The sequence below is a fragment of the Arthrobacter sp. UYCu723 genome (assembly GCF_054059215.1).
Genome location: NZ_JBSSBW010000002.1, coordinates 103,944 through 129,801 on the forward strand (window position 1 = coordinate 103,944; position 25,858 = coordinate 129,801).

The 25,858-nt window shown below is 62.8% G+C and carries 20 protein-coding genes and 4 pseudogenes; 14 read left to right on the plus strand and 10 right to left on the minus strand.

Features of this window, described 5'->3' with window-relative positions; genetic code table 11:
* Positions 1-193 precede the first annotated feature (193 nt).
* From ACVWZ8_RS22715 to ACVWZ8_RS22745, 7 genes are all read left to right on the plus strand, one after another.
* The gene (locus ACVWZ8_RS22715) at positions 194-1,054 is read left to right on the plus strand and encodes a fumarylacetoacetate hydrolase family protein (RefSeq protein WP_456506086.1); all 861 of its coding nucleotides are present in this window, start codon (positions 194-196) and stop codon (positions 1,052-1,054) included.
* A 74-nt stretch (positions 1,055-1,128) separates the two neighbouring features.
* On the plus strand, positions 1,129-1,884 hold the full coding sequence (locus tag ACVWZ8_RS22720) for an SDR family NAD(P)-dependent oxidoreductase (protein WP_456506087.1): 756 nt from the start codon (positions 1,129-1,131) through the stop codon (positions 1,882-1,884).
* Positions 1,881-3,413, plus strand: coding sequence for an FGGY-family carbohydrate kinase (locus tag ACVWZ8_RS22725; RefSeq protein WP_456506088.1), 1,533 nt, complete (start codon positions 1,881-1,883; stop codon positions 3,411-3,413). The genes ACVWZ8_RS22720 and ACVWZ8_RS22725 overlap by 4 nt, the downstream gene beginning before the upstream one ends.
* Positions 3,410-5,044, plus strand: coding sequence for a fucose isomerase (locus ACVWZ8_RS22730; RefSeq protein WP_456506089.1), 1,635 nt, complete (start codon positions 3,410-3,412; stop codon positions 5,042-5,044). The genes ACVWZ8_RS22725 and ACVWZ8_RS22730 overlap by 4 nt, the downstream gene beginning before the upstream one ends.
* Positions 5,045-5,419: 375 nt before the next feature.
* Positions 5,420-5,713 (plus strand): putative quinol monooxygenase, encoded by a 294-nt coding sequence (locus tag ACVWZ8_RS22735; RefSeq protein WP_456506090.1) that lies wholly within the window; start codon positions 5,420-5,422, stop codon positions 5,711-5,713.
* Between the two features lie 67 nt (positions 5,714-5,780).
* Positions 5,781-6,731, plus strand: coding sequence for an IS1595 family transposase (locus tag ACVWZ8_RS22740; protein ID WP_456505508.1), 951 nt, complete (start codon positions 5,781-5,783; stop codon positions 6,729-6,731).
* Between the two features lie 263 nt (positions 6,732-6,994).
* A complete protein-coding gene (locus ACVWZ8_RS22745) occupies positions 6,995-7,351 on the plus strand; it encodes a hypothetical protein (protein ID WP_456506091.1) in 357 nt (118 codons plus the stop codon).
* On the opposite strand, the gene ACVWZ8_RS22750 is transcribed toward ACVWZ8_RS22745, so the two are convergent.
* A complete protein-coding gene (locus tag ACVWZ8_RS22750; protein ID WP_456506092.1) occupies positions 7,328-8,131 on the minus strand; it encodes an IS30 family transposase in 804 nt (267 codons plus the stop codon). The genes ACVWZ8_RS22745 and ACVWZ8_RS22750 overlap by 24 nt on opposite strands.
* Between ACVWZ8_RS22750 and ACVWZ8_RS22755 the strand changes: the two are divergent.
* Positions 8,075-8,215, plus strand: a pseudogene (locus ACVWZ8_RS22755) (IS3-like element ISAar45 family transposase); the annotation flags it as partial. The gene ACVWZ8_RS22750 and the pseudogene ACVWZ8_RS22755 overlap by 57 nt on opposite strands.
* Before the next feature lie 46 nt (positions 8,216-8,261).
* Positions 8,262-9,344 (plus strand): IS630 family transposase, encoded by a 1,083-nt coding sequence (locus ACVWZ8_RS22760; protein WP_456503742.1) that lies wholly within the window; start codon positions 8,262-8,264, stop codon positions 9,342-9,344.
* Positions 9,345-9,484: 140 nt separating this feature from the next.
* On the opposite strand, the gene ACVWZ8_RS22765 is transcribed toward ACVWZ8_RS22760, so the two are convergent.
* From ACVWZ8_RS22765 to ACVWZ8_RS22805, 9 genes and pseudogenes are all read right to left on the minus strand, one after another.
* Complete coding sequence (locus ACVWZ8_RS22765; RefSeq protein WP_456506093.1) at positions 9,485-12,472, minus strand: glycoside hydrolase family 2 TIM barrel-domain containing protein; 2,988 nt, start codon at positions 12,470-12,472, stop codon at positions 9,485-9,487.
* Between the two features lie 134 nt (positions 12,473-12,606).
* Entirely contained in the window at positions 12,607-14,643 is a 2,037-nt protein-coding gene (locus tag ACVWZ8_RS22770) for a hypothetical protein (RefSeq protein ID WP_456506094.1), read from the minus strand.
* A 141-nt stretch (positions 14,644-14,784) separates the two neighbouring features.
* The gene (locus ACVWZ8_RS22775) at positions 14,785-15,582 is read right to left on the minus strand and encodes a carbohydrate ABC transporter permease (RefSeq protein WP_456506095.1); all 798 of its coding nucleotides are present in this window, start codon (positions 15,580-15,582) and stop codon (positions 14,785-14,787) included.
* A gap of 32 nt (positions 15,583-15,614) precedes the next feature.
* The gene (locus ACVWZ8_RS22780; RefSeq protein WP_456506096.1) at positions 15,615-16,457 is read right to left on the minus strand and encodes a carbohydrate ABC transporter permease; all 843 of its coding nucleotides are present in this window, start codon (positions 16,455-16,457) and stop codon (positions 15,615-15,617) included.
* Positions 16,458-16,643: 186 nt separating this feature from the next.
* On the minus strand, positions 16,644-17,888 hold the full coding sequence (locus ACVWZ8_RS22785) for an ABC transporter substrate-binding protein (RefSeq protein WP_456506097.1): 1,245 nt from the start codon (positions 17,886-17,888) through the stop codon (positions 16,644-16,646).
* 336 nt (positions 17,889-18,224) lie between these two features.
* Entirely contained in the window at positions 18,225-18,773 is a 549-nt protein-coding gene (locus tag ACVWZ8_RS22790; protein WP_456506098.1) for a sulfatase/phosphatase domain-containing protein, read from the minus strand.
* Positions 18,755-19,879 (minus strand): annotated as a pseudogene (locus tag ACVWZ8_RS22795) (sulfatase-like hydrolase/transferase); the annotation flags it as partial. The gene ACVWZ8_RS22790 and the pseudogene ACVWZ8_RS22795, both read right to left, overlap by 19 nt.
* Before the next feature lie 221 nt (positions 19,880-20,100).
* Positions 20,101-21,114 (minus strand): LacI family DNA-binding transcriptional regulator, encoded by a 1,014-nt coding sequence (locus ACVWZ8_RS22800; RefSeq protein ID WP_456506099.1) that lies wholly within the window; start codon positions 21,112-21,114, stop codon positions 20,101-20,103.
* 123 nt (positions 21,115-21,237) lie between these two features.
* Positions 21,238-21,381 (minus strand): ISAzo13-like element transposase-related protein, encoded by a 144-nt coding sequence (locus ACVWZ8_RS22805; RefSeq protein ID WP_456506151.1) that lies wholly within the window; start codon positions 21,379-21,381, stop codon positions 21,238-21,240.
* A gap of 9 nt (positions 21,382-21,390) precedes the next feature.
* On the opposite strand from ACVWZ8_RS22805, the pseudogene ACVWZ8_RS22810 reads away from it, so the two are divergent.
* The 5 genes and pseudogenes from ACVWZ8_RS22810 to ACVWZ8_RS22830 all read left to right on the plus strand — a co-directional run.
* A pseudogene (locus ACVWZ8_RS22810) lies at positions 21,391-21,822 on the plus strand (thiamine pyrophosphate-dependent enzyme); the annotation flags it as partial.
* 149 nt (positions 21,823-21,971) lie between these two features.
* A pseudogene (locus ACVWZ8_RS22815) lies at positions 21,972-23,057 on the plus strand (IS110 family RNA-guided transposase).
* 215 nt (positions 23,058-23,272) lie between these two features.
* Positions 23,273-23,836, plus strand: a complete 564-nt coding sequence (locus ACVWZ8_RS22820; protein WP_456506100.1) for a recombinase family protein — start codon at positions 23,273-23,275, stop codon at positions 23,834-23,836.
* A gap of 49 nt (positions 23,837-23,885) precedes the next feature.
* On the plus strand, positions 23,886-24,050 hold the full coding sequence (locus ACVWZ8_RS22825) for a hypothetical protein (protein ID WP_456506101.1): 165 nt from the start codon (positions 23,886-23,888) through the stop codon (positions 24,048-24,050).
* 295 nt (positions 24,051-24,345) lie between these two features.
* Positions 24,346-25,839, plus strand: a complete 1,494-nt coding sequence (locus tag ACVWZ8_RS22830; RefSeq protein ID WP_456506102.1) for a PIN domain-containing protein — start codon at positions 24,346-24,348, stop codon at positions 25,837-25,839.
* Positions 25,840-25,858 lie beyond the last annotated feature (19 nt).

Genomic DNA, 25,858 nt, shown 5'->3' on the forward strand with positions numbered 1-25,858 from the left:
TGTGAACTCCTCATGCTCCGGGCAGCGCCGGGGATGTCGCGCCGCCCGGTCGGACGGTGAGTTCGACAATAAACATCGGATGTATGGCTTGTCAATGACGGTGTGATCTGTATTGTGGTATTCGACACCTTTCCGCGCGGCCTATCCGGCTGCCGGGTTAGCACCGGGCAGATTTGCCCGATTTGGAGGAAGTGTGAAGTTGGTTCGCTTGGGCGCCGCGGGTGCGGAACGCCCCGCCGTCATTGCCGTCGACGGCGCCGGGATAGAAAATACATATGATCTATCTCCGCTGACCCCGGACATCTCCGGCGAGTTCCTGGCCGGCGGGGGAATCGCGGCTGTCCGAAGGGCCCTGGACCGCGGGGAGCTTGAGCCGCTGAACGCGGCCGACCTCCGGATTGGCGCCCCGATTGCCCGTCCGTCCGCGGTCATCTGTGTGGGAATGAACTATGCGGCGCATGCCGCGGAATCCGGTTCGCTGCCGCCCGAAATTCCCATCATCTTCCTCAAGACGCCCAACACCGTCGCAGGCCCGGATGACCGGGCGTTCATCCCGCGCAATTCCACCAAGACTGACTGGGAGGTCGAACTCGGGGTGGTGATCGGCCGGCGTGCCAGCTACCTCGGGTCGCCGGCGGACTCAGCAGCTCATATCGCGGGCTATCTGGTCGCCAACGACCTGTCCGAACGCACTTTCCAGATCGAGGAATCCGGCGGCCAGTGGTCCAAGGGCAAGTGTTCGCCGGGATTTTCCCCGCTGGGGCCGTGGCTCGTGCCGGCAGACGAGGTCGATCCGGGCAGGCTCCGGCTCCGCAGCTGGGTCAACGGGGAACCGCGCCAGGACTCCAGCACCGCTGACATGGTCTTTTCGGTCGAATTCCTGATCCACCACCTGAGCCAGTACTTGGCCCTTGAACCCGGCGACGTCGTCCTCACAGGCACCCCCCAGGGTGTCGCGCTTTCCGGCAGATTCCCGTACCTCAAAGCCGGTGACGTCGTCGAGATTGAGATCGAGGGCCTCGGCCGGCAGCGGCAAGTCTTCGCGCAGTCCTGAAACGGCGGCCGATGCAGCCGCCGGCGCCCGCGGGCAGGGCGCACCCCCAATAAGCGTCTTTTGAAAGGAAAATCATGGCAACGGAGATGGATGGGCTGGTCGCGATTGTGACCGGCGGCGCCTCCGGCATCGGCGCGGCCGCGGCCGCGCGGCTTGCCGCCGCCGGAGCCTCGGTGGCGGTCCTGGACCTGAACCCGCAGGACGCGCCAGAGGGGCACTTGGCGGTGCGTTGCGACGTGGCTGACGATGCCTCCGTGGTCGCGGCAGTCGAAGCGGTGGCCGGGCACTTTGGCCGGATAGACGTCGTCGTCAACAATGCCGGGATTGGCGCCCAGGGCACCATCGCCGACAACGACGACGAGGAATGGCACCGCGTGTTCGACATCAACGTGCTCGGCATGGTCCGGGTCAGCCGCGCCGCGCTGCCGCATCTGCGCCGCTCGCCGGCTGCCGCGATCGTCAATATGTGTTCCATCGCGGCCACGGCGGGGCTGCCGCAGCGGGCGCTGTACGGCGCCAGCAAGGGCGCGGTCCTGTCCCTGACGCTGGCGATGGCCGCGGACCACATCCGCGAAGGCATCCGGGTCAACTGCGTGAACCCGGGCACGGCCGACACCCCCTGGATCGGCCGCCTGATGGCCCAAAGTGACGATCCGCAGGCCGAACGCGCTGCCCTCAACGCCCGCCAGCCCCATGGCCGCCTGGTCACTGCAGACGAGGTGGCGGCCGCCGTGGCCTATCTCGCCTCGCCGGCCGCCGGCTCCACGACCGGAACCTCGCTGGCGGTCGACGGCGGGTTGCAGGGCCTGCGCTTGCGACCGGCAACGTGACTGACCAGCCGGCCTCGGGCCGTGCGGTGCTCGGCGTCGACATCGGCACCAGCAGCAGCAAGGGCGTCGTTGTGGACCTGGACGGCCGGGTGCTCCGCTCCGCGTCGCGCAGCCACGAGGTAAGCCGGCCCCGTCCCGGCTGGGCCGAGATGGACGGGCGTCTGTGGTGGGAGGAATTCACCGCGATCAGCCGGGAACTACTGGCCGGCGCGGACGAGGACATCGTCGCGGTTGGGGTCAGCGGCATGGGGCCCTGCGTCCTCGTCGCAGACGAGGACGGCACCCCGCTGCGCCCGGCGATCCTCTACGGCATCGACTCCCGGGCCACCGAGCAGATCAAGTCCCTCACCGCCCGGCTGGGCGGGGACGACGTCATCATGGAGCGCTGCGGCTCCGTGCTTTCCACGCAGGCCGTCGGGCCGAAGCTGGGGTGGCTGGACAAGCATGAGCCGGAAACCTTCGCCAAGAGCCGCCGGCTCTTCATGCCCTCGTCCTGGCTCGCCTACCAGCTCACCGGCGCGTACGTGCTGGACCACCACTCCGCCAGCCAATGCACGCCCCTCTACGACACCCGGACGCTGGAATGGTATCCGCCCTTCGCCAGCCAGATCGCCCCCGGGCTGGAGCTTCCGCCGCTGCTCTGGCCCGGCGACACCGCCGGGTACGTCAGCGCGGAGGCCGCCGCCGACACCGGGCTGCCCGCCGGAGTGCCGGTCATCGCCGGAACCATCGACGCCTGGAGCGAAGCCGTCAGCGTGGACAGCCAGAACAACGGCGACCTGATGCTGATGTACGGCACCACCATGTTCCTGGTGAACACCGTGCCGGACCGGGTGACCTCCCCCCAGCTGTGGGGAACGGTGGGGGCCTTCGAGGGAACGCGCAACCTGGCCGGCGGGATGGCCACCTCCGGGGCGGTCACCTCGTGGCTCAAGGAACTCTTCGGTTCCCTCGATTTCCCGGAACTGCTGGAGCTGGCCGCCGCGTCCGGCCCCGGCGCCAGGGGACTCCTGATGCTGCCCTACTTTGCCGGCGAACGGACTCCGGTGGCGGATCCGCAAGCCCGCGGCATCATCGCAGGGCTGACCCTCTCGCACACCCGAGGGGACCTGTACCGGGCTGCGCTGGAGGCCACGGCGCTGGGCGTCCGGCACAACATCGAATCCATGGAGCTTGCCGGAGGAAATATCCAGCGCATCGTGGCCGTCGGCGGCGGAACCCAGGGCGAGCTGTGGACCCAGATCGTCTCCGACGTGACCGGTCGGCCGCAGCTCATCCCGAGCCAGACCATCGGCGCCAGCTACGGTGCCGCGTACCTGGCCGCACGCACGGTTGCCGAGGTCCGGATCAGCGAGTGGAACCCGCCGGCCCGGACCGTCCACCCGGACCCTGCCGTGACCGCAGACTACGACGAGCTGTACGACCTCTACTTGCGGCTCTACCCAGCCACCAAGGACATTGCCCACGCCCTCGCTGGACGCGAGGAACGACTGAGCCCCCATAACCTCGAAAGGGACCCCACGCCATGAGCAGCTACACTTTCCCGACCGTCGCGGAAACCCCCGCCGCCGAGCCGAACGCGGTCTACACCATCAGCAGCGGCGACCTGCGGATCGCGGCGAACACCAAGTGCTGGCCCACTCAGCAGCAGCTCGAAGGGCACTTCGCCGCCGCTGTGGAGTCGCTCGGCTATAAGGTTGCCCGCGCGCACGGCGTCAACCCGGACACCGGGCACGGCTTCATCGACAGCCAGCGGATGGGCATGGAGGTCTTCAAGAACATCCCGCCGACGGCGCCGGTGGTGGTTGTCGAGGCCGTCTGGCAGTACAGCCACCACGTCCTCGCGGGCCTGCGCACGCACCGCGGCCCGATCCTGGTAGTGGCCAACTGGGCGGGCGACTTCCCCGGCCTGGTAGGGCTGCTCAACCTCACCGGGAGCCTGACCAAGGCCAAGGTCGAATACTCCGCACTGTGGAGCGAGGACTTCACCGACGAATGGGCGGTGGGCAAGCTCAAGTCCTGGCTCACCTCCGGCAGCATCACCCACGACACGAGCCACGTCCGCGAACTGCCGCCGCTGGCGGACACGGAAGAGGTCCGGCTGGGACGCGCCCTGGCGCAGCAGCTGATGGCCGACAAGGCCATCATCGGCGTCTTCGACGAGGGCTGCATGGGCATGTACAACGCCATCATCGACGACGAAATGCTCAACCCGCTGGGCATCTACAAGGAGCGGCTCTCACAGAGCGCCCTCGTGGCCGAGATGCAGAAGGTCCCGGACGCCGAGGCCGACGCGGTGAAGAGCTGGCTCGACGACGCCGGACTGACCTTCCACTTCGGCACCGACCCGGCGACGGAGCTGACCCCGGACCAGGTCCACAGCCAGCTCAAGATGTACATCGCGGCGCTGCGGATCTCGGACGATTACGGCGTCGACGCCGTCGGCATCCAGTACCAGCAGGGCCTCAAGGACACCGTTCCGGCCTCGGATCTGGCCGAAGGCCTGCTCAACAATGTCCAGCGCCCGCCGGTCTACTCCCGCGACGGCGGGCGGGAGCTGTTTGCCGGCAAGGCGCTGCCGCACTTCAACGAAGTGGACGAGGGGGTGGCCGTCGACGCGCTCATTACCAACCGGATCTGGACAGCGATGGGGCTCGATCCCGCCACCACGCTGCACGATGTGCGCTGGGGCGCCGACTACGACGGCGAGTTCGTCTGGGTCTTCGAAATCTCCGGCTCCGTGCCAGCCTCCCACAACGGCGGCTACGACAAGTCCTACTCCATGCGCCAGCCCGAAATGTTCTTTCCGCTGGGCGGCGGCACCCTCAGCGGTGTCTCCAAGCCGGGGGAGATCGTCTGGTCCCGGGTCTTCATCATGGACGACCGGCTGCACGTGGACCTCGGCCGCGGCCACGTCGTCGAGCTCCCGGAGGAGGAGACCCGGCGGCGGCTGGACGCGACCGACCCGCAGTGGCCGATCATGCACGCCGTCCTCGACGGCGTCAGCCGAGATCAGCTAATGGCCCGCCACAAGGCCAACCACGCCCAGGTGGTCTACGCCCCCGACGCCGAGACGGCGGATAAGGCGCTCGAAGCCAAGGCCGCCTTCTTCGCCGAGCTGGGGGTGCAGGTCCACCTCTGCGGCGACGTGAAGCTGTAGGGAAAGACGCCGCTGATTCTGCCGGTGACGGTGTGGTGTCGGAGACGTTGGAGTCGTGGCGCAGGCCCTTGACCGGCACAACCCAGAGAAGATGCTTACGGATGCGGCTTTCTTTGGCACGGATGGTGGGAGTTGTGCGTCCGATGTGGGCCGGCGCCTTGCCTAGCTTGGAGTGTATGGATCCGGCCATCCGCCGATTATTCACGCCACTGGCGGCGGTGAAGCCCGGCTAAGGCGTCGGTGGCTATCAACAAGGCCCGAGCTGCGGCACGCGCACGGACTCGGGCCCCCGAAGCCTGTGCCTCCGACCGCCACCAAATCGAAAAGGCCATTTCGTCTGGCCCGAGGAGCAGTATGAACAGCTAAGGAAGAATCATGCCCAAAGACCTCTACACCGAGTACACGGCGTTACCCGGACACGAGCAGCGTGTCGCTGCGATGATCCGCGAGCTCACCCTGGCCGCCATCGTAGAACCCGGAATCCTCCACTTCGCGGCGTACAGCCTCGAACAAGAGCCACGCAAATACCTCATCCTCGAGAGGTACATGGATGAGCCGGCGTTCGAAGCCCACATCACCTCCGAACGCCGGCGACAATTCACCGCAAATATGAGCCACTACATCGAAGACGCGCAGCCCGCGATGACAAGGCTGAGCGCCCTCCTCTAAATCACCCGAGCCATTGCGCCGATAACGGATCTAGTGGGTATCCGGTTAGCTCAGGTAGACTGCGTAAATGTCGAGACCGGACTTTCCGAAGACGATTCTGGAGTTCCAGGCGAGATTCGGCGACGAGCAGGCTTGCCTGGGCTATCTGTTTGAGTGCCGCTGGCCGGATGGCTATTCGTGTCCCCGGTGCAAGGGGGAGTCCGCCTGGCCCGTGGCGGCGCGGGGGCTGTGGGAATGCGCCGCATGCCGTTACCAGGTTTCGCTGACAGCCGGTACCGTGCTCCACAAGACCCACACTGCACTGCATTTGTGGTTCTGGGCGGCCTACCTGATGACGACGGGAACTCCGGGGATCTCGGCCAGGCAGCTGCAGCGCCAGCTCGGACTCAGCCGCTACGAGACGGCCTGGACCATGCTCCACAAACTGCGCCGCGCCATGGTCAACCCCGAACGCACCCTGCTGACCGGCGAGGTAGAGGTGGACGAATGCGAAGTCGGCGGCCCGGAGGTGGGCCGGCGCGGCGGCAGAAATCTCACGGCCCGGGCCGCGCAGATAGTCGTGGCGGTGGAGGTGCGTGGTCAGGGCTCCGGACGCGTCCGGATGAAGGTGATCCCCAACGCGTCCGGCGACACGTTGGGCACTTTCGTGACAGACACTGTGGCTCCCGGCGCCATCGTGCACACCGACGGCTGGATGGGGTACGTCCCGTTGAGGAACAAAGGCTACGACCACCGCCCGCGATCCCAGCGGGCCGCCAAAAGAGCCGGCGACCCCGACCCTGTCCTTCCCCGCGTGCACCGCGCCATCAGCAACTTCAAGACATGGCTGCGGGGAACCCACCGCTCCGTGGGCAATGAACACCTGCAGGTGTACCTCGACGAGTTCACGTTCCGCTACAACCGGCGCAGCACACCCATGGCGGCCTTCCAATCCCTGCTCGGTCTCGGCGCACAGCAGGCGCCAGCCACCTATCGCCAAATCGTCGCCCACGGTCCGGGATCGAAAAGCACAACCTGAGCTAACCGGATACCCACTACGGATCTTATGTAAGGCTAAGGAAATTCGGAAGCGGCAGACAACGCGCCCTGACACTTTCAAAGCTGTGCTATCGCAGTGTTTGGACCTGCCGAGAACTCCAGCACCTTCTCCGTTAACCGTAAATTTCGCTTGAGCTCGGGGCATAAACTGACCACAGCGGTGACTGCGCCTGCAGCGCCTACCTGCCAATATGTAATCTTGATCAAAATTATTGGTTCCGCTTGGGGTTTGAGGAGATTCTGTTGGCAACACCTGCTAGTGCGTTGGTTGGATATGCGGTGCTTCGAGCCAACTACAACGCTGAGGCACCCAGCTACTTAGACAATTTCCAGCCCTTTATTCTCAGCGTGCTGGCCAAGTCTGGAAAGCCATTCCTTGAGAAGCCTTCTATCTCAGAGACCATTCATGACGAGTTCGGGATCACCATCCCTAGCCTCGTCATTGCAAAACTGATCCGGCGCACCAACCGTGCAGGGCTAACAGAAGCAATTGGCCAAGATGCAGTAGCCCTGACCGAGACCGGGCTTAAGAGCGCGCCCGCACTTACTGAAGAGATCACGGCGGTGTCAACTCGTCTAAGCAACGTTGTCGTTGAGTAGCTTGTTGAATACTTCCCGTGGCGTGTAGAAGCCTAGAACTTTTCGTGGGCGGTCGTTGAGTTCGTCGGCGATGGAGTCCAGGTAGGGCTGGTGACTGGTCAGCTCTGTGCCCTTGGGGAGGTACTCGCGGATGAGCCCGTTGGTGTTCTCATTCGTTGGCCGCTCCCATGGTGAATGCGGGTGGGCGAAGTAGACGGGCAGATCCGTTGCCACGGTCAAGGCGGCGTGGCGGGCCATCTCGGTACCCTGGTCCCACGTCAGGGAGCCACGCATCAGGGCCGGCAGATCGTGGACCCGGTCAATGAGAACGTCCGCCAGGCCGTGTGCCTTCTTACCTTCGGGCAGGCCGAGCATGATCACGAACCGGCTCGATCGTTCCACGAGCGTTGCCACAGCGGATTTACCGCCCTTACCCACGATGAGATCCCCCTCCCACGCGCCAGGAATACGCCGGTCGGTCGCTTCCTCGGGCCGGTCATCGATGCTGACCATCCCGATGATCCGGCCGCCGGTCCGCTCACCCAGGGGCTTACGGCTTTTCCGCTTCGTGCGCTTGGATTGCAGCAGTATCCCGGCCTTGGCCAGCTCGCCTTTAGGCAGGGCGTAGATCCACCTGTAGAGGGCCTCGTGGGAGACGGTAGCGCCGTCGGCATCAGGGGATTTGGTCATGATCTCAACGCTGGGCTCTGACGCTTCCAATTGCAAACGCCCAGCGATCTGCCGTGGCGTTCTCGACCTCTCCGCCTCGCGATCGTGGCGTGGATCGAGGGCACCTATCACCGCAAGCGACGCCAACGCCGTCTGGGCACGCTCACACCGATCGAGTTCGAGACCATAATGAGAACCACCGACGCACTAGTGTAGCGTGTCGTTGATTCCTTTTGGTTTGAGTGTTTGTCAGACTTGATCCATGGTTTATCTGGCAAGGGCATTGGAGTTGCGTGACGGGGACCGGGGAGCTCTGGAGGCGCTGACTCGTGGGAAAGCATCCACCGCGACAGTGGCCCTGCGGGCGCGCACGGTCTTGTTGGCTGCCGACGGGCTGCCGAATATCCAGATCGAGAAGATCACGGGGTTTTCGGCACCCACTGTTTTGAAGTGGCGCAACCGCTATGCCGAGGGCGGGATCGAGGCCCTGTCCGATGTCCAGCGTCCGGGTCGGGAGCGGGAAATCGACGAGCTCGCACTGATCGCGGACACCCTGACCAACGACGGGAAGCCGCCGGCCGAGCTGGGGATCTCGCACTGGTCCGCCCGCATCATGGCCGAACGCCACGGAGTCTCCTTTTCCTCTGTGGCCCGCATCTGGCGCCGTTGGAAAATCCAGCCGCACCGGATCGAGACGTTCAAGTTCTCCACCGACCCCGCCCTGGAGTTCAAGCTCCGGGACGTGGTGGGCCTGTACATGTCCCCGCCGGAAAACGCGGTGGTGGTGAGCATCGATGAGAAAACCCAAATCCAGGCCCTGTCCCGCACCGGCCCGGACCAGCCGTTGTCCCCGACGCACCCGCTGCAGCAGACCCACGACTACAAGCGCAACGGCACCACCACCTTGTTCGCCGCACTGGAGGTCCTCACCGGCAAACTCACCGCGAACGCCTTCTACCCAAAGCACACCAACATCGAGTTCGTCGATTTCCTGGGCCGGGTAACCGACGCCCACCCCGGGGTTGAGCTGCATGTCATCTGCGACAACTACGCGACCCATAAGCACCAGAACGTCAAGGACTGGCTGGCCAACAACCCGCGGGTCACCCTGCATTTCACCCCGACCAGCTGTTCCTGGCTGAACATGGTGGAGATCTTCTTCGGGATCATCACCCGCCAGTGCCTCAAACGCGGGGCATTCAGCTCCGTGAAAGAGCTGGAAGAAACCCTGGAACGCTACATCGAGAACTACAACCAGGACGCCAAACCATTCACCTGGACCAAATCAGCGGAGTATCTCCTGGGCAAGATGAAACGCAAACAAACCATTAACACGGAACACTAGCGGCATAAGGAACCGAGTCACCCAAACCTTCAGCAGACCCGCTTGTCGACATTCGGCACCACCAGACCAAAAGCTGACCGCAATCCCTGGCGGACGAAGAGAGCTCCTGACTTCCCGGGGGAAGTCAGGAGCTAAGTCGGTCAGACCACATTTCCGGCCGGCGGGAGCAGAGCGCTGCCGCCCCCACGTTCCGGGTGGGTTTCGAACGTCCCCTGAAAGGCGAACGTGAACTCCAACTCCTCGCCCGCGGGCAGACGGTATTCGGGATGTGTCATCGCACCCCACGAATCGTCACCACCCACACCGCGGCGCATCAGGGCCGGGCGCAGCACAGTACGCTGGATTGGAGGCAGGTCAACGGGGTGCAGGGCGTTCTCCATCTCGAAAGGCGTCCACGGCAGTGCCGAAAACTCCATCTCACTGCAGCCCTCGAACCGCAGACCCAGTCCGCGATCGTTCGTTACCGTGGCCCATCTCACGCCCGTACGGTTGCCCGACTCCTGCGGTCGAACGTATGGGGGCAACATGTCAGCTACCTCGGCCTCGTACACGTCAACGCGTGCTCCACTCCGACGGTCGACATAGCACTCGTCGGGGCCCTCCCCGTACCAGCGCAGGTGTCGGAAATCGGCGTCGGTGGTGAGAAGCAGCCCGAGCTCGGGCATGTCGGGCATGCCTTCACCCGGCTTCACACGCAGGGTCACCTCGACGCGACCGCTACCGTGAACGCGGTAGCGCACAATGCACTCGCCTTCCGGGGTGCCAGGAAGCAGGTAGGTGAATCTCACCTCCACCGACTCGTCGTCCTTCGAGACAATGGTTGCGTTGTCGTCGGCAGACACCTTCGCGTACCGGCTAGCCAGCAGCCAGCCCCCGTCCCGGAACGGCATCCCCCAGCCACGCTCGTTGGAGGTAGGCGCGTGCCAGAAGTTGGGCTTGGGTATACCGCTGAGCAACTCGTTGCCACCATCGCGGGTCAGACCGCAGCGATACGAGACGAGGCCGCCGAAGAGGCGTGAGAACAGGACGGAGAAGTGCTGACCCTTAACACCCACGTTGTGCAGTCCGTCAATGACTGTCAGCTTTTCGCCACGACGTGCTACTGGCAGAGTCTGCGCCTCGTTCTTGAACACTCCCTGGTCGTAGGCCAAGACGTGCCCGGAGGGCGCCCAACGCGTTTCCTGGCGGAGACGGAAGGACACGTCAACGGTGTACTCGCCGGCTGCCTCCGGTAAGTCGAATGGGAGCGGGTACGACTCCTGCTCTCCAGGGGCCACCGATGTGACCACCGCAGCTCGCTGGAGTTCGCGTCCTTCGCTCCGCAGCGCGACGACACAATCAAACTCGGCGGAGTCGGTAAACAGGAACCGGTTCGTGACCTCGAAGCGGTCCCGCAGCACGTCGATACCGAGGCCCTGATAGAGGTACTTGACTTCCTGCAGCTTTGGGGTGGGCGAATGATCAGTGAAATAGATGCCATTGGCGCTGAACTCGAAGTCGTGCGGCGCTTCCTTATTGTCCCCTCCGTAACCGAAGAACTCCTTGCCGTGCCGGTCGCGCATGCGGATGGCCTGGTCCGCGAAGTCCCAGATGAAGGCACCCTGGAACAGCGGCTCGCGACGCGTCAGGTCCATGTACTTGTCGACGGCGCCAAACGAATTGCCCATGGCGTGCGCGTACTCGCACAGGATGAACGGCTTGCCCCTCGCGGAGCGCAGGAACTCCTCGACGTCAGCAGCCGTGCTGTACATGTTGCTCTCGATGTCGGTGGTGTCGGGGTAGCGGGGGTCCCAGTGCACATGTTCGTAGTGCACGGGCCGCGAGTCATGCTCCCGGAAGTAGTTGGCGACCTCAAGGAGGTTCTCGCCGCCCAGCGATTCATTGCCGACGGACCAGATCACGATGCTGGGATGGTTCTTGTCCCTCTGCAGCATGTTGGCCGCTCGATCCAGCAGTGTGTCCCGCCACTCCGGTCGCGACCCCGGCACCAGCTCCTCGAGCGTTGCCCGTCCCATGGTGACCGCGTCCCACTGGGCGTGCGACTCCAGGTTCATCTCGTCCATGACGTAGAGCCCGTACTCGTCACACAGGTCGTAGAAGAAGGAGTTGTTGGGGTAGTGACTGGTGCGGACCGCGTTGAACCCGGCGGCCTTGAGCATCTGTACGTCCGCCTCGGTTTCGTCGTAGGACACTGCGCGTCCCTGCAGGCCGAACTCGTGCCGGTTGACGCCATTGAAGACCACACGCTTGCCGTTGATCTTCAGCAAGGTGTTCTCGATGGCGAAGCGGCGGATGCCGACACGCTGGGGAATGATTTCGCTGACAGTGCCGTCCTCAGCCGTCACGGTGATCAGGAGCTGGTACAGGTATGGCTTCTCCGCGCTCCACAAAAGTGGCTCTTTGACGGTGATCACCATCGCGCCGTCCCCATCGTCGCTGAACTCCCCCACACCCTCCAGCGTTGCCGTGACGGTTGCGGCGACGCTCGTTTCGGCAGTCACCCGTACGGTTGCCGTGGCGAAGTCGTCGTCGAGATCTGTGACGACGCGGAGGTCATTCAAGTGGGCTGCCGGGCGTCGATGGAGCACGACATCGCGAAAGAGCCCAGAGAATCGGTAGAAGTCCTGGTCCTCTACCCAAGAAGTGCCGCTCCACTTGATCACTTGGGCAGCGAGCTTGTTCTCACCGTCCACGAGGGCGTCGGTGATGTCGAACTCCGACGGGGTGAATGTGTCAGTGGCGTACCCGATGTAGGAGCCGTTCAGCCACACCGCGATCGCGCTCTCCGCCCCCTTGAAGCAGATGGAGACGCGCTCCCCGTCGTCGACGGCACGGTCAAGTGTGAACAGCCGCACGTAGCTTCCGACCGGATTGAAGCCCTGCGGGATCTCACCGGGCTGGATGTCCTCGTGACCATCCCAGGGGTACTGCGTGTTCGCGTACTGCGGACGGTCGTAGCCGTGCATCTGGATGTGCGACGGCACCGGTATGTCATCCCAAGTGGAGCAGTCGACGTCCACGGCTTCGAATCCCGGCAACGTGTGAGAGAAGTTCCGCGCGTAGTGGAACTTCCACACCCCGTTCAGCGATTGCTCGAAACGGCTCTGCCCCCAGGAAGCCTCTTCCATGCTGGCAAACCATCTGTGGTCCGAACGAGGCGGCAGACGGTTTTCCGCCACGAAGGTGGGATCGGCCACACGGGAGTGATCGAAGGACATGCTTTTCAACTCATTTCTCGAATATTGAACGGCTTGGATCCGTGCTAAGGGAGGTCAATTGCGTGTCGGTCGTGCAACCAGAGCCAGGTCGCCAGGTGCCAGTCCTGATCGTTGGCCAGCGGGTCCGCCAGGTGGGCGGTGCGGCCATCCACGGACGACGGCATGACGAAGGCGGCCGTGGCACTGCCGTCGGGGAAGTAGTTCGCCATCCCGGACCGCATGATGGAGAGTGCCGTTCTTTCGGTGCCCTCGGTGCGCAGCCCCTTCGGCAATCTCTGGAGGACCGTGGCGCTCAAGGCGCTCCAGTGGTGCGGGAAGATGTCGCCCCACAGCCGCTCGATCCCGAACCAGTAGCCATCCCAGTGACGGATGGGGACGTCGAGAAGGCGCGAGTGAGGCTGCGGGCCACCAAAGGCGCGAAGCCAACCGAGCGTCTCCTTCACGGCGTCGAGGTAGATCTGGTCCTGGCTGATTTCGAAGGCGTCGATGAAGAGGTTCACCAGCGGCGCCACGATCGACTGCTCGTACACCACTTCGTGCGCCGGCAGGTCGTATCCCAGATCGAGGAAGTACTTGGCGCTGGCGACGAGGCGCTGTTTCAGCCCTTCGGCTCTGGCCGTGTGTCCGGCTTCCTCCAGCGCCACGCAGATCTCGTGGCAGAACTCCGAGCTCATCACACCGAGGAAATGTTCCGCACCCAAGGCAAAGTAGCGCTCGTACAGCTTCGCTGCGATATCGAGGTGCCGCTCCTCCCCTGTGTGGCGGTAGCGGGTGAGGAAAAACTGCCCATGCCACGGCAGGTCGTAGAGTCGCGTCTCGCTGCCACTGTGGACCTGCGAGCCGCGATGCGGGGTGAGTTCCTCCTCGAGCAGTGAGTCCAGGCAAAACTCCTCCCATGCTTGGACGGCGTCAGCTGCCTCCTGCCCCATCCACCCGTTGGTGACTGCCCGCTGCATGAGGACGGCCATGCCGATGCGCTCAGAACCGTCCGACCAGTCGCTCCAGTCATTGGCTGTCTGGGTGAGCCCGGTGCGGGTGTCGAGAGGCACGAATGCATGGGCCAGCAGGCCAGAGCGTTCGCGGGGGCGCTGCCTGTCGAGAATGTACTGGCAACGCGCGACCACGGTGTCTTGCACGCTGCGGTGGAACAGGACCTCGGTGTGACTCTGTTCACCAATGCGCACAATAACAGGCTTGGCCACCGTGGACGAGATGCGGTGGGTCTGCCCGTCCGAGGAGATCTTCACATCGTCGTCCTGCGTTGTGACGCTGACGTCCGTGGCGGTGGTGAGGAGTACGTCCTCCCCCACCTTCGCGGCGATGCCGTCCAGCTTGGCCGGCGCATTGGTGGCGGCGATGAAGTCGTCCTTGCTGCTGAACCACTGCAGCTCCCACTCGACAACGTAGTCCTCACCGGCGCCGATGACGATCACCGGCTGGCCGCCGAAGGCATGGGGGGAGCGGGCACGGTCGGTGGGCTGCAGCACGAAGTGACCCCGGGCGTTGGACAGGGTGTTGTGGTTGCGCGTCTCCAGCGAGTACGCGTTCAGCTCACCCTTTCGAAGGATGAGTCCGAGCATGGGCGCGGCACCGTTCATCGGCTGCGCCAGCACCCACGCCCATCGCCCTCCGGTGAAGGCGTGCACGTTGACGGCCTGGCTGAGGGATTGGCGCGCTGTGGCGTAGTGGTCGGCCAGCGGTGTCTGGATGCCGAGTCCGGTGACGGTGACGGCCTCGGCGGTGGTGTTGGAGAACCGGTAGGTCTCCACCAGGACATCGCCGAACGTGCGGGTCACGGTGAGGGTGAGGGCATCACCCAGCGGGAACGTCCCCTGCAGTGCGTCGTCCTCGATGACGATGACGGAGGGAGTGTGCCACCGCGCGCTGCCCTTGTCCGTGGTGATGAAGCCCGCACCCCACTGGTGTTCGTCGGAGTGCCACAGCACCTCGTCATCCAGTAGGTAGCGCCGTTCGGTATCCTCGTCGCACGTGAACTGCATCAGCGCTCCGCTGGCAGGATGGACAAGAACTTGACCTCGACCGAAGTCACGCTTCAGAAGCGCGTCACGTCCGTTCTTCATGATTCATAGACTTTCGTTAGCGGTGTTTTACACAATGTGGGTTGGGCGGCTGTGCAGTGTATGCGGAGGACCCAGCAGGGCTGGAACCGACTGGGTTCGCACCGTGCTGGGTCCGCCGCATTCACGGGCGGAGTAGAAGCGTCACCCCTTGACCGCGCCACTGAGCAGACCCGACACGATCCACTTCTGGGCGAGGACGAAGAAGATGAACACTGGCACGAGTGCGATCACCGTGATGGACATGAACAATGGATAGTTCGTGGTGAATTGCCCAATCGCCGCATAAACTTGGAGTGGGATGGTCCGCTTCTCGGGCGACGCCAGGTAGATGTTCGGGATCAGGAAGTCGTTCCAGATGTAGAGCGTCTGGAACACGATCACCGTCGTCAGGATGGGTCGGGTGAGCGGAAGGACGATCTTCCAGTAGATGCGGAGCGGCCCCGCACCGTCCATCTTGGCGGCCTCGAATAGCTCTGCCGGCAGCGCTCGCATGTACCCGATGATCAGGAAGTAGCAGAAGAGTGAACCGCCCGTGTAGAGCAGGACCAGCCCCCACAGACTGTCGGTCAGGTGCAGGTTGGCGAAGATGACGTACTGGGGTACTAGCGTCGACTGGAGGGGTATGGCAAACGCGATGGCCAGCAGTGCGCCCAGGGCGACTGTGAGCTTAGTTTTGGCCAAAATCACCCCATACGCCGCCATCGAGCCAATGAAGACTTGGACGCCGACGCCGAGCACCGTGACAAACAGCGAGTTCAGGAGACTCAGCATCAGCGTGCTCTGCGAGAATGCCTCGGCGTAGTTCCCGAACTGCCAGGTAGTGGGCAGCGACAGGGGGTGCTGGAACATGTCGATCGACTTCTTGAAGGAGCTGATCAATACGTAGTAAAGGGGGACGGCTGCAATGGCGGCCACCAGAAGGACCGGCACAGACCTCATCGCGCTACGAATTTTCTTGTTTCTGCCGTATCTCACGAGAACCTCCGAGTGATCGCCCGCAGTGCCCCGAACTGGGCTGCGACTACGAGCAGGGTGGCAAGGGTGAACACCGTAGCCAGTGCGGACCCGATGCCGTATTCGGACTGACGCACGCCTCGCTGGATGATTGCCTGCGTGATGGTGCTCGTGGCATAGCCCGGGCCGCCACTGGTCAGGGTGAACGGCAGATCGTAGATCTTTAGGCCTCCTGTCACCAGCAGGAACGTCGATACCGCGATGGCCGGGACGAGGTAGGGAAGGGTGATGCTGACGAACTGCTGGAGCGGGTTTGCGCCGTCCATGGTCGACTGTTCATACAGGTCTCCGGGAATGGACTGCATGTAGGCCAAGTACAGGGTCGCGTGCCATCCCACGCCTGCCCAGACCGCGATCAGGATGACCGACCAGCGGGCCAAGTTCTCGTCAGCCAGCCACGGCAGGCCTTCAAGGCCAAGGTTGATGAGGAACTGATTGGCTACGCCATTGTCCAACGGGGAAAGGATGAAGCGCCAGACCAGGCCGAGGATGGCGAGTGAGGGAACGCCGAGGAAGAAGAAGACAGATCGGGCGAGGTCGCGTCCGAAAAAACTCTTGTTCAGCACCACAGCCAGAAGGATCGCGAGGACTGTGATGATGAGGGTGGTGGCAATGGCGAACATCAAGGTGAAGGTCAGTGCTGACATCAGGCTTGGATCGCTGAAGACCACTTTGTAGTTGTCCAACCGGACGAAGGCGAAGTCGGCGCTGACTCCGTCGTAGTCAGTGAAGGACCAGAACGTCGAAATGGCCAACGGCAGCGCAGTCAGTGTTGCGAAGACGACCAAGACGGGGATCACAAAATACGTTGATGCAATGCGATCCGCTCTATCGCGACGGCCACGCTTGGCCGGAGGCTTGTTCTTGGGGAGAACCCCGCCCAAGGTTTCGTCAATCGTTGCAGAGGAACTCATCGTTGTTACCTCATTTCCATGTGGGGATTGGGGAGGGGCGGCGGTCTCTGTGAGTCCGCCGCCCCCAGGGGCCTACTTCTTGAAGGCCGCATCCATCGCTTTTGTGAATTCCGCTGGCGATGCTTTTCCTTGGATCATGAGCTGTTGCTGCGTGGTCATGGTGTCGACCATGATCGCTGAGTTCTGGCTCCATTCGATCCAGTAGGACCGGCCGGTGCGCAGGTACTTCTTATACACATCGCGGAACTCTTCGCCCGGGTCGGACGTGAAGTTCTCCGAGATCGATGACGCACCTTGGCCCTTGACGAGAAGGCTCACGCCCTCTTCTCCGGCGAGGTAGGAAAGGAACTTCGTCGCAGCTTCCTGCTTCTCAGTGGATGACTTCGACGAGATGGCGTAAGGCGGGTCTCCGCCACCGTTGATGAAGGGCACCCCGTTGGACGCGGCCGGGAACGGGGCAACGGCGAAGTTGACACCGGAGTCTTGCAAATCCTTCAAGTCCCAGTTGCCGCTGCGGAAGATCGCGGTCTGCCCGGTCAGGAAGGCTGCCTTGATGCCCTCGGCGTCGATGCCGAGGGTGGCGTCAGGCAGCATCTCCGAATCAACGATCTTGGACCAGTCCTCCAGCGCCGGCGTCCACGCGTCAGAGAAGGTCGCAGCCTCGGGCTTGGCGTTGATAGAGAAGTCGCTCATCTTTTCGCCCTCGCCAACTTGGCCGCTGGCGAGCAAAGCGATCAAGGACCCCGAGGGGATGGACTGGTCCTCGAGGAACGGAACCACTTTGTTGTCCTGCAGGGCTTTGCCGAGCTTGACGTACTCCTCGATGGTGGAGGGGAATTCTGTGAATCCAGCTTGCTCCACCAGGTCCTTGTTGTAGATGAGGGTACCCATCCATGCGGTGAACGTGATGGCGTAGACCTTTTCACCCACGGTGTAGTCCGCGAGGAAGGCGGGATCCACTGTTTTGATGAAGTCGGTGCCAGAAAGGTCCACGGCGAGCTCGCCGCCAAGAATGCTGTTGCGGTTCGCCGAAACAATCTGGAAGATATCGGGCGTCTGACCGCCAGTGATACGCGTCTGTAGAGTCTCGGCGTATTGCTCTGAGGCGTCGCTCGCCTTGATCTTGATATTCGGGTTTTCTGCCTCGAACTTTTCGATGATGGGGCCGACCACCTTCATGCCCTGGTAGGGCATGAAGGTGAGTTCGATCTGATCCCCGCCATCCCCACCGCCACCGCCTGAGCAGGCGGACATGGAGGCCGCGAGTGCGATGGCCACAGCGGTAGCCGCCAGCCTGGAAAGCCGGGAAAGTTTCATCTGTCGCTCCCTTGCAACGATTGTTGGCGCCTCGGTTCGGCTGAGCCAGAAGAGGTGGGGATCCGACGCCTGCCCGAAGAGGGGGGTGGTGTCGTCCTTGGATCTTCCGCCTCAGTTGATCCGTTGTCGATGCGTATCGACTGTGGCACAAAATAGTCCCACGCCGCCCCTGTGAAAGTCAAGCCCGGCGGCAAGTCACGCAAAAATCTCGCACGATAACCTGCCGCCGACACGACGGCGGTCGGCTCCACTCAGGCAGGGTGGACGCTCGGCCGCGAGCGTTAGTAGTTGCCTGGCGGCCGACTGTGCACCCGGGTGAACTCGGGGTGATCGACTTCAGGAGTCCGGCATCGTTTCCCACCACTTTCTCCCTGATGCTAGGGGCGGATCCGAGCTGAGCGGCCCCAGTTGGGCGTAAGAGCGCTCATCCGGCAGTCCACGGGTCGTGGGCTGAATTTGTCCGGCGCCGGATACGGGGAGTGCCCAGCCGGAAGCGCCTGGTCGGGTGTGGTCGTTGAAGCGTCGCTTCAACTCCGTCGACAGCAACTGTTGATCATCAGTCACGGACGGGTCGTCGAAGAGGTTGTCCCGCTCCTCTGGATCCCGCTGAAGGTCATAGAACTCACCTGGACCGTCGAAGCGTTCGATGAGCTTGCGCCGTTTGTCGGTGATCATCCGCGCCCGGCCGTACTCACTGGCGACGACCACGAAGTCCTCACCATCGGGGCCCCCGCCCCGCAAGACGTTGGCAAAGGAGGCACCCGCACCCCACCTATCGTCGGGAACTTCAATCCCTGCCAAGTCACAGACAGTGTGGTGCAGGGAAACGCTCGACAGCAGCGCGTCGCTGGTTCCCGTGGCGCCGCCGGCACGTGGACCACGCACGGCACCCGCACGGAATTTTCCCAGAAGTTCAGCGGGTATGTCCCGTTGCCCTTCCCCCAGATGCCATGGTGACCGCAGCTGAAACCGTTGTCGGAGAGGGACACCACCACCGTGTCGCCACTGACACCCTCTTCCTGCAGCAATGAACGGATGCGGCCCAACGAACGGTCCACGGCCGTCAGCGACGCGCAGTAACCAGCGAGGTGCGGGTGCGGGTCCGCGAAGGCATCGGCGAAATCCGCCTTGCGGGGCTCCACCCAAGGGTGTGGCTGCTCGCGCGGCACCGACGGGAAGTCAGTGTCGGCATACAGATCCACCAACTCCTGCGGGTGGTTGTCGATCCACGGGTCGTGCGGTGCGGTGAAGTTCACCTGCAGATAGAACGGTCGCCGACGATCGCGCGTCGCAAGGAAGTCCAACGCGTTTTCGGCCACCGCGTCGGTGAAATACGCCGGCTCAGTTGCCGGTTGCCCATCCCGCCAGATCGGCGCCCCATAATACGGGCCACCGCCATAGCGGTGCGCGAACCAGAACTCGAACCCCGGGGCCGGCTCCTGCGAATGCCCGACGTGCCACTTCCCGCTCATCGCGCACTGGTAACCGGCGTCGTCGAGCACCTCGGGGGTGGTCGGCTGACCTTCCAAATACCGATCGGGGTGCGCGTCGGGATGGCGCCCCCCGATCAGCCAGTCATGTACACCGTGCGCCGACGGCATCCGACCCGTCATCATCGATGCCCGCGACGGAGAACAGACCGGGGAAGCGCAGTACATCCGATCTAGTTCCAGCGACTCCTCCAGAAACCTTTCCATGTGGGGCATCACCAGCTCAGGCATGCGGTGGGGCATCGCCCACCGGCCTTGGTCGTCGGTGAGGATCACCACGAAGTTGGGTCGCGACTCCACCGGTTGATTGCTCATTGCCTCATCCTTTCGCTCCCCTGGCCACAGCAGGGGGGTTGCTTGCCTGCGATTCCGGTCGTAGCCGCCGGGCTGGCGGGCCTTGGACGCTTCCATCCACCGATCCCCCTGAACGTTTCGCCTTGCCTCGGTCTTGCTCAGCCGGTAACGATTTCCAACACAAGAGCGGTCCGGGATTGGCGTCATCCTCAACTTGACCTAGCTTGCCCATGGTAGTCGATGCGCATCGAAAGTATATGCCGGTGGTGCCGGCCCAAGCCAGGATGGACTTCCGAGCACCACGAGAGCCAGGCCACGGGCGTTGGGGCATCTCAGCACCGCGCAACCCTCGTCAACCTGATCGCCGTTCAGCGCAGGACTGCCCACATCCCATTCAGGTGTGAGGGGGTGGGGGCGTCACCGATTGTTCAGCGGAAGATGCCGCTCGTCGAGCGCCTAGCCAATCGGGGACGGACCAGTTGGACCGCGGGCTCGTTGGACTGACCCTTGAGCAGCGAGAACAACACATCGCTCGCCAGGCGCGCTATTTCAGAGGGCTCGGGTGACACGTTGGTGACGGCAACCCGCGTGCTCAACGCGTAGTCGTCGGTGCACAGACCGACCAATGGCACTTCAGTTCCCGGTGCGATGTCCTCTGCGAGAAACGACTGCAGGATGACATCGATGGCTCCGGGGACGCGCGCGACGACGCCCACCCTGCCGTCCCGCCAAAGGCGGACCTGCTCGCGAATGGCGTCTAGGTCGGATGCCCGACGACAGGAGAAGTTCGCGATTTCCAGGTCGAGATCACGCTCGGCCGCCACCTGCAGAGCGCCCGACTCGAATCGGCGGACGTGGTTCGACAGGTTCTGGATGTCGGTGCTCGGAGTCTCCCCTGCCAGAACCACCCTGCTGCAGCCCGACTCGGCCAATTCCTGCACCGCGAGTCGCCCAGCCAGCTCGCCGTCGATGTCGACGCAGTAGAGACCCATCGGCCGATCGGGCATGCCGATTAGCACGACGGGAATATCGAGCGACTTGACGAGATCGACGCGCGGGTCCCGAGAGGTGATGTCCATGAGAATCATGCCGTCAACGATGGCGTGGCCGGCGAGGCGCTCGAGACCGCGAGGGCCTTCGTCCCCTGTGACCAGGACGACGTCGTAGTCCTGACGCCGAGCTTCCCGGGTGATTGTCCTGATGAACGGCAGGGTGCTGGGTATTGCCGTGTCGTCCCCCAACTGCAGGACAAGGCCCAGCACGTTGGTGCGTCTGCTCGCGAGAGCGCGAGCGCTCGCGTTCGGTTGATACGACAATTCCTTCATCGCGTTCTCGACGCGGGTTCGGGTTGCTTCGGAGATGGATCGCGCACCACTCATCACATACGACACGGTGCTTTGTGAGACACCGGCCAAGCGGGCCACGTCCTTGCTGGTCGCCACCGACCCTCCTTGTGAATCTGATGTCACACGCATCGCACCCTCCTTAGGTCATGAGCTTGTCCCCACTCAGCACTGTACGGGCAAAGCCGCCTCGGAATTTGTCAAGGTGAATAACACAGGTTTTTATGGCGTGTCGGATGGCTTGATGGCGTAGTTCCATTCTGGATGGAATTCATGGCGGGTGAGTGGCAGGGCCTCGATGTCCCGGGTGGCGTATTTGAGGCCGGTGGGGTATTCGCCGGTGTCCAGGACGCATTCGACGGTCAGTCCGGTGGAGGTGGTGGTGTTGTCGCTGGTGCTGCAATCACCCGTCCAGAAGACACGATCGTAGTAGTCACGGGCGACGGTGGCGGACTGATGGGCCTGCCTGACCTGGACTCGCTAATACGCACGGCAGAGTCCGCCGTCGTTCTGGTCTTCAATGACGCGGCCTACGGTGCTGAAGTTCATCAGTACGGCTCCCAGGGTATCTCGGAAGCAATCATGCATATCGAACAGATCGACTTCGCCGCTGTCGCGCGAGGTATGGGCGCCCAATCCGCCTGCATCAAAACACCCGGAGACCTCGATCAATTAGAGCAGTGGATTGATCAAGGTGCGACCGGGACCTTCCTAGCTGACCTGCATGTCAGCCAACAGGTAGTCGCCCCATACATCCAGGAAATCATCAATCTGGCCCTGAAGAAGCCAGCGCTGCCGTCCAAATAGCAGCTCCAAGGACCGCCGGGGTTCACCATCTCCGTACGCGGGTTGTGGCTCATCACAGGACTGCCTCGGCGTGACCTTCCCACGGGCTGACGCTGGCCGCACCGCGGCCAAAGCATCTGCCGGTAATGAGAAAGGAACCCTCGGCCATGATGAGTACCGTCGCACATTTCTACCCGTTCGTTATCGGCGTGGATAACCACGCCCGCACCCATACCTATGCCGTGCTTGCCGCCAACGGCGCACATTTGGGAACCGAAGCGTTCCCCAACACCCACGCGGGCAGAACCCGTGCGATCGCCTGGGCATCCCGCCGCACTGGAGGCGACCTTGAAGCCCTCTGGGCCATCGAAGGGACCGGAAGCTACGGGGCACTGCTCGCCGGCACGGTCGCGCGGACTGGATACCGCGTGGTGGAAGCACCCAGGGTCAGGGCCTACGCATCAGCACGTCGCGGGGCAGGGAAATCCGATCCGTTGGACGCTGCCGCGATCGCCGCGTCAGTTCTCGTGCTCGAACAATCCCAGCTGCGCAATCCCCGACACAACGATGGCGTCCGTGCTGCACTGCGAGTCTTGGTCTCAGCGCGGGAGCAGATGACGATCGAGCGCACGGCGAAGGTCAAAGCCCTCACTGCCCTCTTGCGCACTGTCGATCTTGGCGTCGACGCACGCAGGCCGCTTCCTGATACCAAGATCACTGAGATCTCCCATTGGCGCGTTCGAGATGAGCCCATCGCCGCTGCCACTGCACGGGCTGAGGCTCTCCGGCTCGCCAAGCGCATCACCGTGCTTGATTCCGAGCTCAAGGAAAACCACGCCCGTACCACCGAGCTCCTCGAAGCCAGCCCTGCCGCTCCCTTGCTCGAGGAGAGGGGTATTGGTCCTGTCACGGCCGCAGTTGTTTACACAGCGTGGTCGCATTTGGGCCGGGTGCGTTCTGAGGCCGCTTTCGCCGCTCTCGCTGGAGTAAACCCGATTCCCGCATCCTCGGGAAACACCACTCGGCACAGGCTAAATCGCGGCGGTGACAGACGTCTGAACAGAGCCCTACATTTGGCCACGGTCGTTAGAACGGTCCATGATCCCGCTACCCGTGCCTACATGGAACGCAGGAAATCTGAAGGCAAGAGCACACGCTAGATCAGGCGGTGCCTCAAGCGGTACCTGGCCCGCCATCTTTACCGCGCCCTGAATGCACTCCACGCTGCTACTGAAGCGATCCCAATCGCAGCTTGACAGATATAGAAGATTCACCCCTAGATGCCCCTAGATGGTCTCAATCGTCACGGGCGCGGCGTTCGTCAGGTTGGGGCACACCCCAAACAGACGTAAACCCGATGTAGCGCGACCCCAATGAATACGTGTCAACCTGAGGTCCGAATCAACATTTCTTGACACATGAGTGGCAGGCTCTTAGAGTTGACCTGACATTATTTGGGCGGATGGGAACAATGACTGGTCAAACTTTCGGTTACGTGCGGGTCAGCACATTGGACCAGAACACGATCCGGCAACTTGACGGCGAGCAGCTCGACCGGGTTTTCACCGACCAGGCATCCGGGAAAGACCAGAACCGTCCACAGCTGGAAGCCTTGATCGACTTCGCCCGCGACGGCGACACCGTCCTGGTGCATTCAATGGATCGCCTGGCCCGGAATCTCGACGACCTCCGCGCCATCGTCCGGCGACTCAACGACAAGAAGGTCAAGGTCGTATTCGTGAAGGAAAACCTGACCTTCACCGGAGACGACACCGCGATGGCCACATTCCTGCTTTCCGTCATGGGCGCCTTCGCCGAGTTCGAACGAGCCCTCATCCGAGAACGGCAACGCGAGGGCATCACCCTGGCCAAGAAGGCCGGCGTCTACAAAGGCAGGGGCAAGATGCTGAACGCCGAGCAGGCGGCCGCGCTCATTCGGCGCGCCGCCGCCGGCGAAGCGAAAGCCTCACTCGCACGAGAATTCGGGATCAGCCGCCAAACCGTCTACCAATACCTTCAACCAGAACCCAAATAGAACGCCGCGGTCGAATCATGCAGGCGTGTACTGCGCAAACGGACGTTCCGTGCAGACGAGTACGGACAACCCACCGCTCAACACCCGCCTGCACAACCCCGGAAACACGCTGCCCGCCGTGCAGACGGGTACTGAAAATGACAACATGTCAGCAGGCTCCCGCAGCACGGTGATCGACCGGCTTACGGGCAGCATCGCCAAGCTTGGGGAATGAGATCCTCAGTGATCACGGAGGGTCCACGGAGCGCTAGAAGTTCTTTCCCATCAAACGTTCCGACCGCTCAGTTCGCCTGGCCTGTGGAAGACGGTCGTGGACCTCGAGCTCGCGACCCTCGGATGGTTCTATGGCACAACACCTAGCGCCTCCACTGCTAAATCGGCGATTCCCGTCCGCTGAGTTCAAATAGGCGTTCTATGCTGGGCCAAGCCGACCGCAATCAGCTGGTGGTAATTAAACAGCGCGAGTCTCCATCAGACCCAGGGCGCTTGAGTGAGACGGAGGCTTGGATTTGATCCTCTTCGATACGAATGCCGTGAATCTTCTGCCGCCCAACGGCCCCCGGGCCGACATCATCCGGAAGCTGCGGGAGTCCGGGCACCATAGGATTGCCGTGCCGTGGATGGTTTTGGAAGAGATGGCTGCGCATCAGGCGGCGTTCTACCCAGACAGGCATAAGTCAGCAGTAACCGTCCTGCAGAAGCTAAGGGAAATGCTTCCGTGGGAGCTGGAGAGTTCCCTGGAACCACTTGATTTGGAACGCCTCCTGAACCACTGGCGAGATGCTTACCGCGAGATCTTCGAAGTGATCGACATGAGTGGTGACACCGCACGCAGGGCCTTGGCTCGCGAAGCAATGTCGCTTCCGCCGGCGAAGCGTAATAAGGACCATTCTGAGGGTGCACGGGATGTGGCCATCTGGTTCTCCATCCTGGAATTTCTCAAGGAAAACCCCGAAGAGCACGTCTGCTTCGTTACAAGCAATACCAACGACTTCGGAGATGGGACCGCCTATCCCTATCCGATGGATGAGGACGTCCGCGGCCTTGAGGACAGGCTCACGCATCTTGCGGATTTCGACCAGGTGGTCTCCCAGTTCACCAAGGAAGTCTCTGGTAAGGAGGCGGAAACTGCTGCAGGAGACCTGCTCCGATCAGTTCCGATACAGTCTCGGCTGGCTCAGACAGCTGTCGAGATTCTCACCTCGCCCACGGGTTTCGTAGGCATGGGCGTCACTGATGGTGTGGTGCAGTGGCGTTCATGGATGACCCCGCCCGAAGCAGAACTCCTTGGCGTCACGGACGTCGTCGGCCATGAGATCGAGGGGGACGTCTGGTATACGGCCAAGGCGCGGTGGCTGCTGTACGGGGTTGTGACCGACGGCAACGACACACAGAGCATCGCCTGTGTATGGGAGGTGAAAGTCCTCTTCTCGGCAAGCGAAGAGGACCAGACGCCAACTCTCCTCACGCCTGGAGAGCCCTCGATGCCTGACATGGCTGACGAGGGGTGCGCGGAGGCTCTAAAGAGACTCAAAGGAAAGGCGGCAGACGTGGCTCGGCGAAGCCTCGCCAATTTGTCTGCGCAGTCTTCTGCAGCTGGAAGTTACCTGGCTCAGCAGATGGCCGCCGCCATGCCCAAGCTCGACATCGCTGGCTTCATGGGCACCGCGAACCTGGCTCAGCAGATGGCCGCCGCCATGCCCAAGTACGACATCGCTGGCCTCATGGGCACCGCGAACCTGGCTCAGCAGATGGCCGCCGCCATGCCCAAGTACGACATCGCTGGCCTCATGGGCACCGCGAACCTGGCTCAGCAGATGGCCGCCGCCATGCCCAAGCTCGACATTGCAGGGCTCTTGCCCAGCGTGAACTTGGCTCAGCAGCTCGCTGCGTCTATGCCCAAGTACGACGTCAGTGGGTTGCCGTACTTGGCGAGAGCAACCGAGCCGTCCTCGGACGAAGAGACGGAGTCGAACGAAGACGAAGAGACCGAAGAAGACTAAGGAGATTCGCCGCAGCCAT

What these genes read in the sequence shown, in the direction of transcription:
- ACVWZ8_RS22735 (WP_456506090.1), top strand. Translation starts at nt 5,420, where the DNA reads ATGCCCAAAGACCTCTACACCGAGTACACGGCGTTACCCGGACACGAG.
- ACVWZ8_RS22720 (WP_456506087.1), top strand. Translation starts at nt 1,129, where the DNA reads ATGGCAACGGAGATGGATGGGCTGGTCGCGATTGTGACCGGCGGCGCC.
- ACVWZ8_RS22765 (WP_456506093.1), bottom strand. Translation starts at nt 12,472, where the DNA reads ATGGAAGAGGCTTCCTGGGGGCAGAGCCGTTTCGAGCAATCGCTGAAC.
- ACVWZ8_RS22770 (WP_456506094.1), bottom strand. Translation starts at nt 14,643, where the DNA reads ATGAAGAACGGACGTGACGCGCTTCTGAAGCGTGACTTCGGTCGAGGT.
- ACVWZ8_RS22775 (WP_456506095.1), bottom strand. Translation starts at nt 15,582, where the DNA reads ATGAGGTCTGTGCCGGTCCTTCTGGTGGCCGCCATTGCAGCCGTCCCC.
- ACVWZ8_RS22820 (WP_456506100.1), top strand. Translation starts at nt 23,273, where the DNA reads ATGACTGGTCAAACTTTCGGTTACGTGCGGGTCAGCACATTGGACCAG.
- ACVWZ8_RS22730 (WP_456506089.1), top strand. Translation starts at nt 3,410, where the DNA reads ATGAGCAGCTACACTTTCCCGACCGTCGCGGAAACCCCCGCCGCCGAG.
- ACVWZ8_RS22760 (WP_456503742.1), top strand. Translation starts at nt 8,262, where the DNA reads ATGGTTTATCTGGCAAGGGCATTGGAGTTGCGTGACGGGGACCGGGGA.
- ACVWZ8_RS22740 (WP_456505508.1), top strand. Translation starts at nt 5,781, where the DNA reads ATGTCGAGACCGGACTTTCCGAAGACGATTCTGGAGTTCCAGGCGAGA.
- ACVWZ8_RS22785 (WP_456506097.1), bottom strand. Translation starts at nt 17,888, where the DNA reads ATGAAACTTTCCCGGCTTTCCAGGCTGGCGGCTACCGCTGTGGCCATC.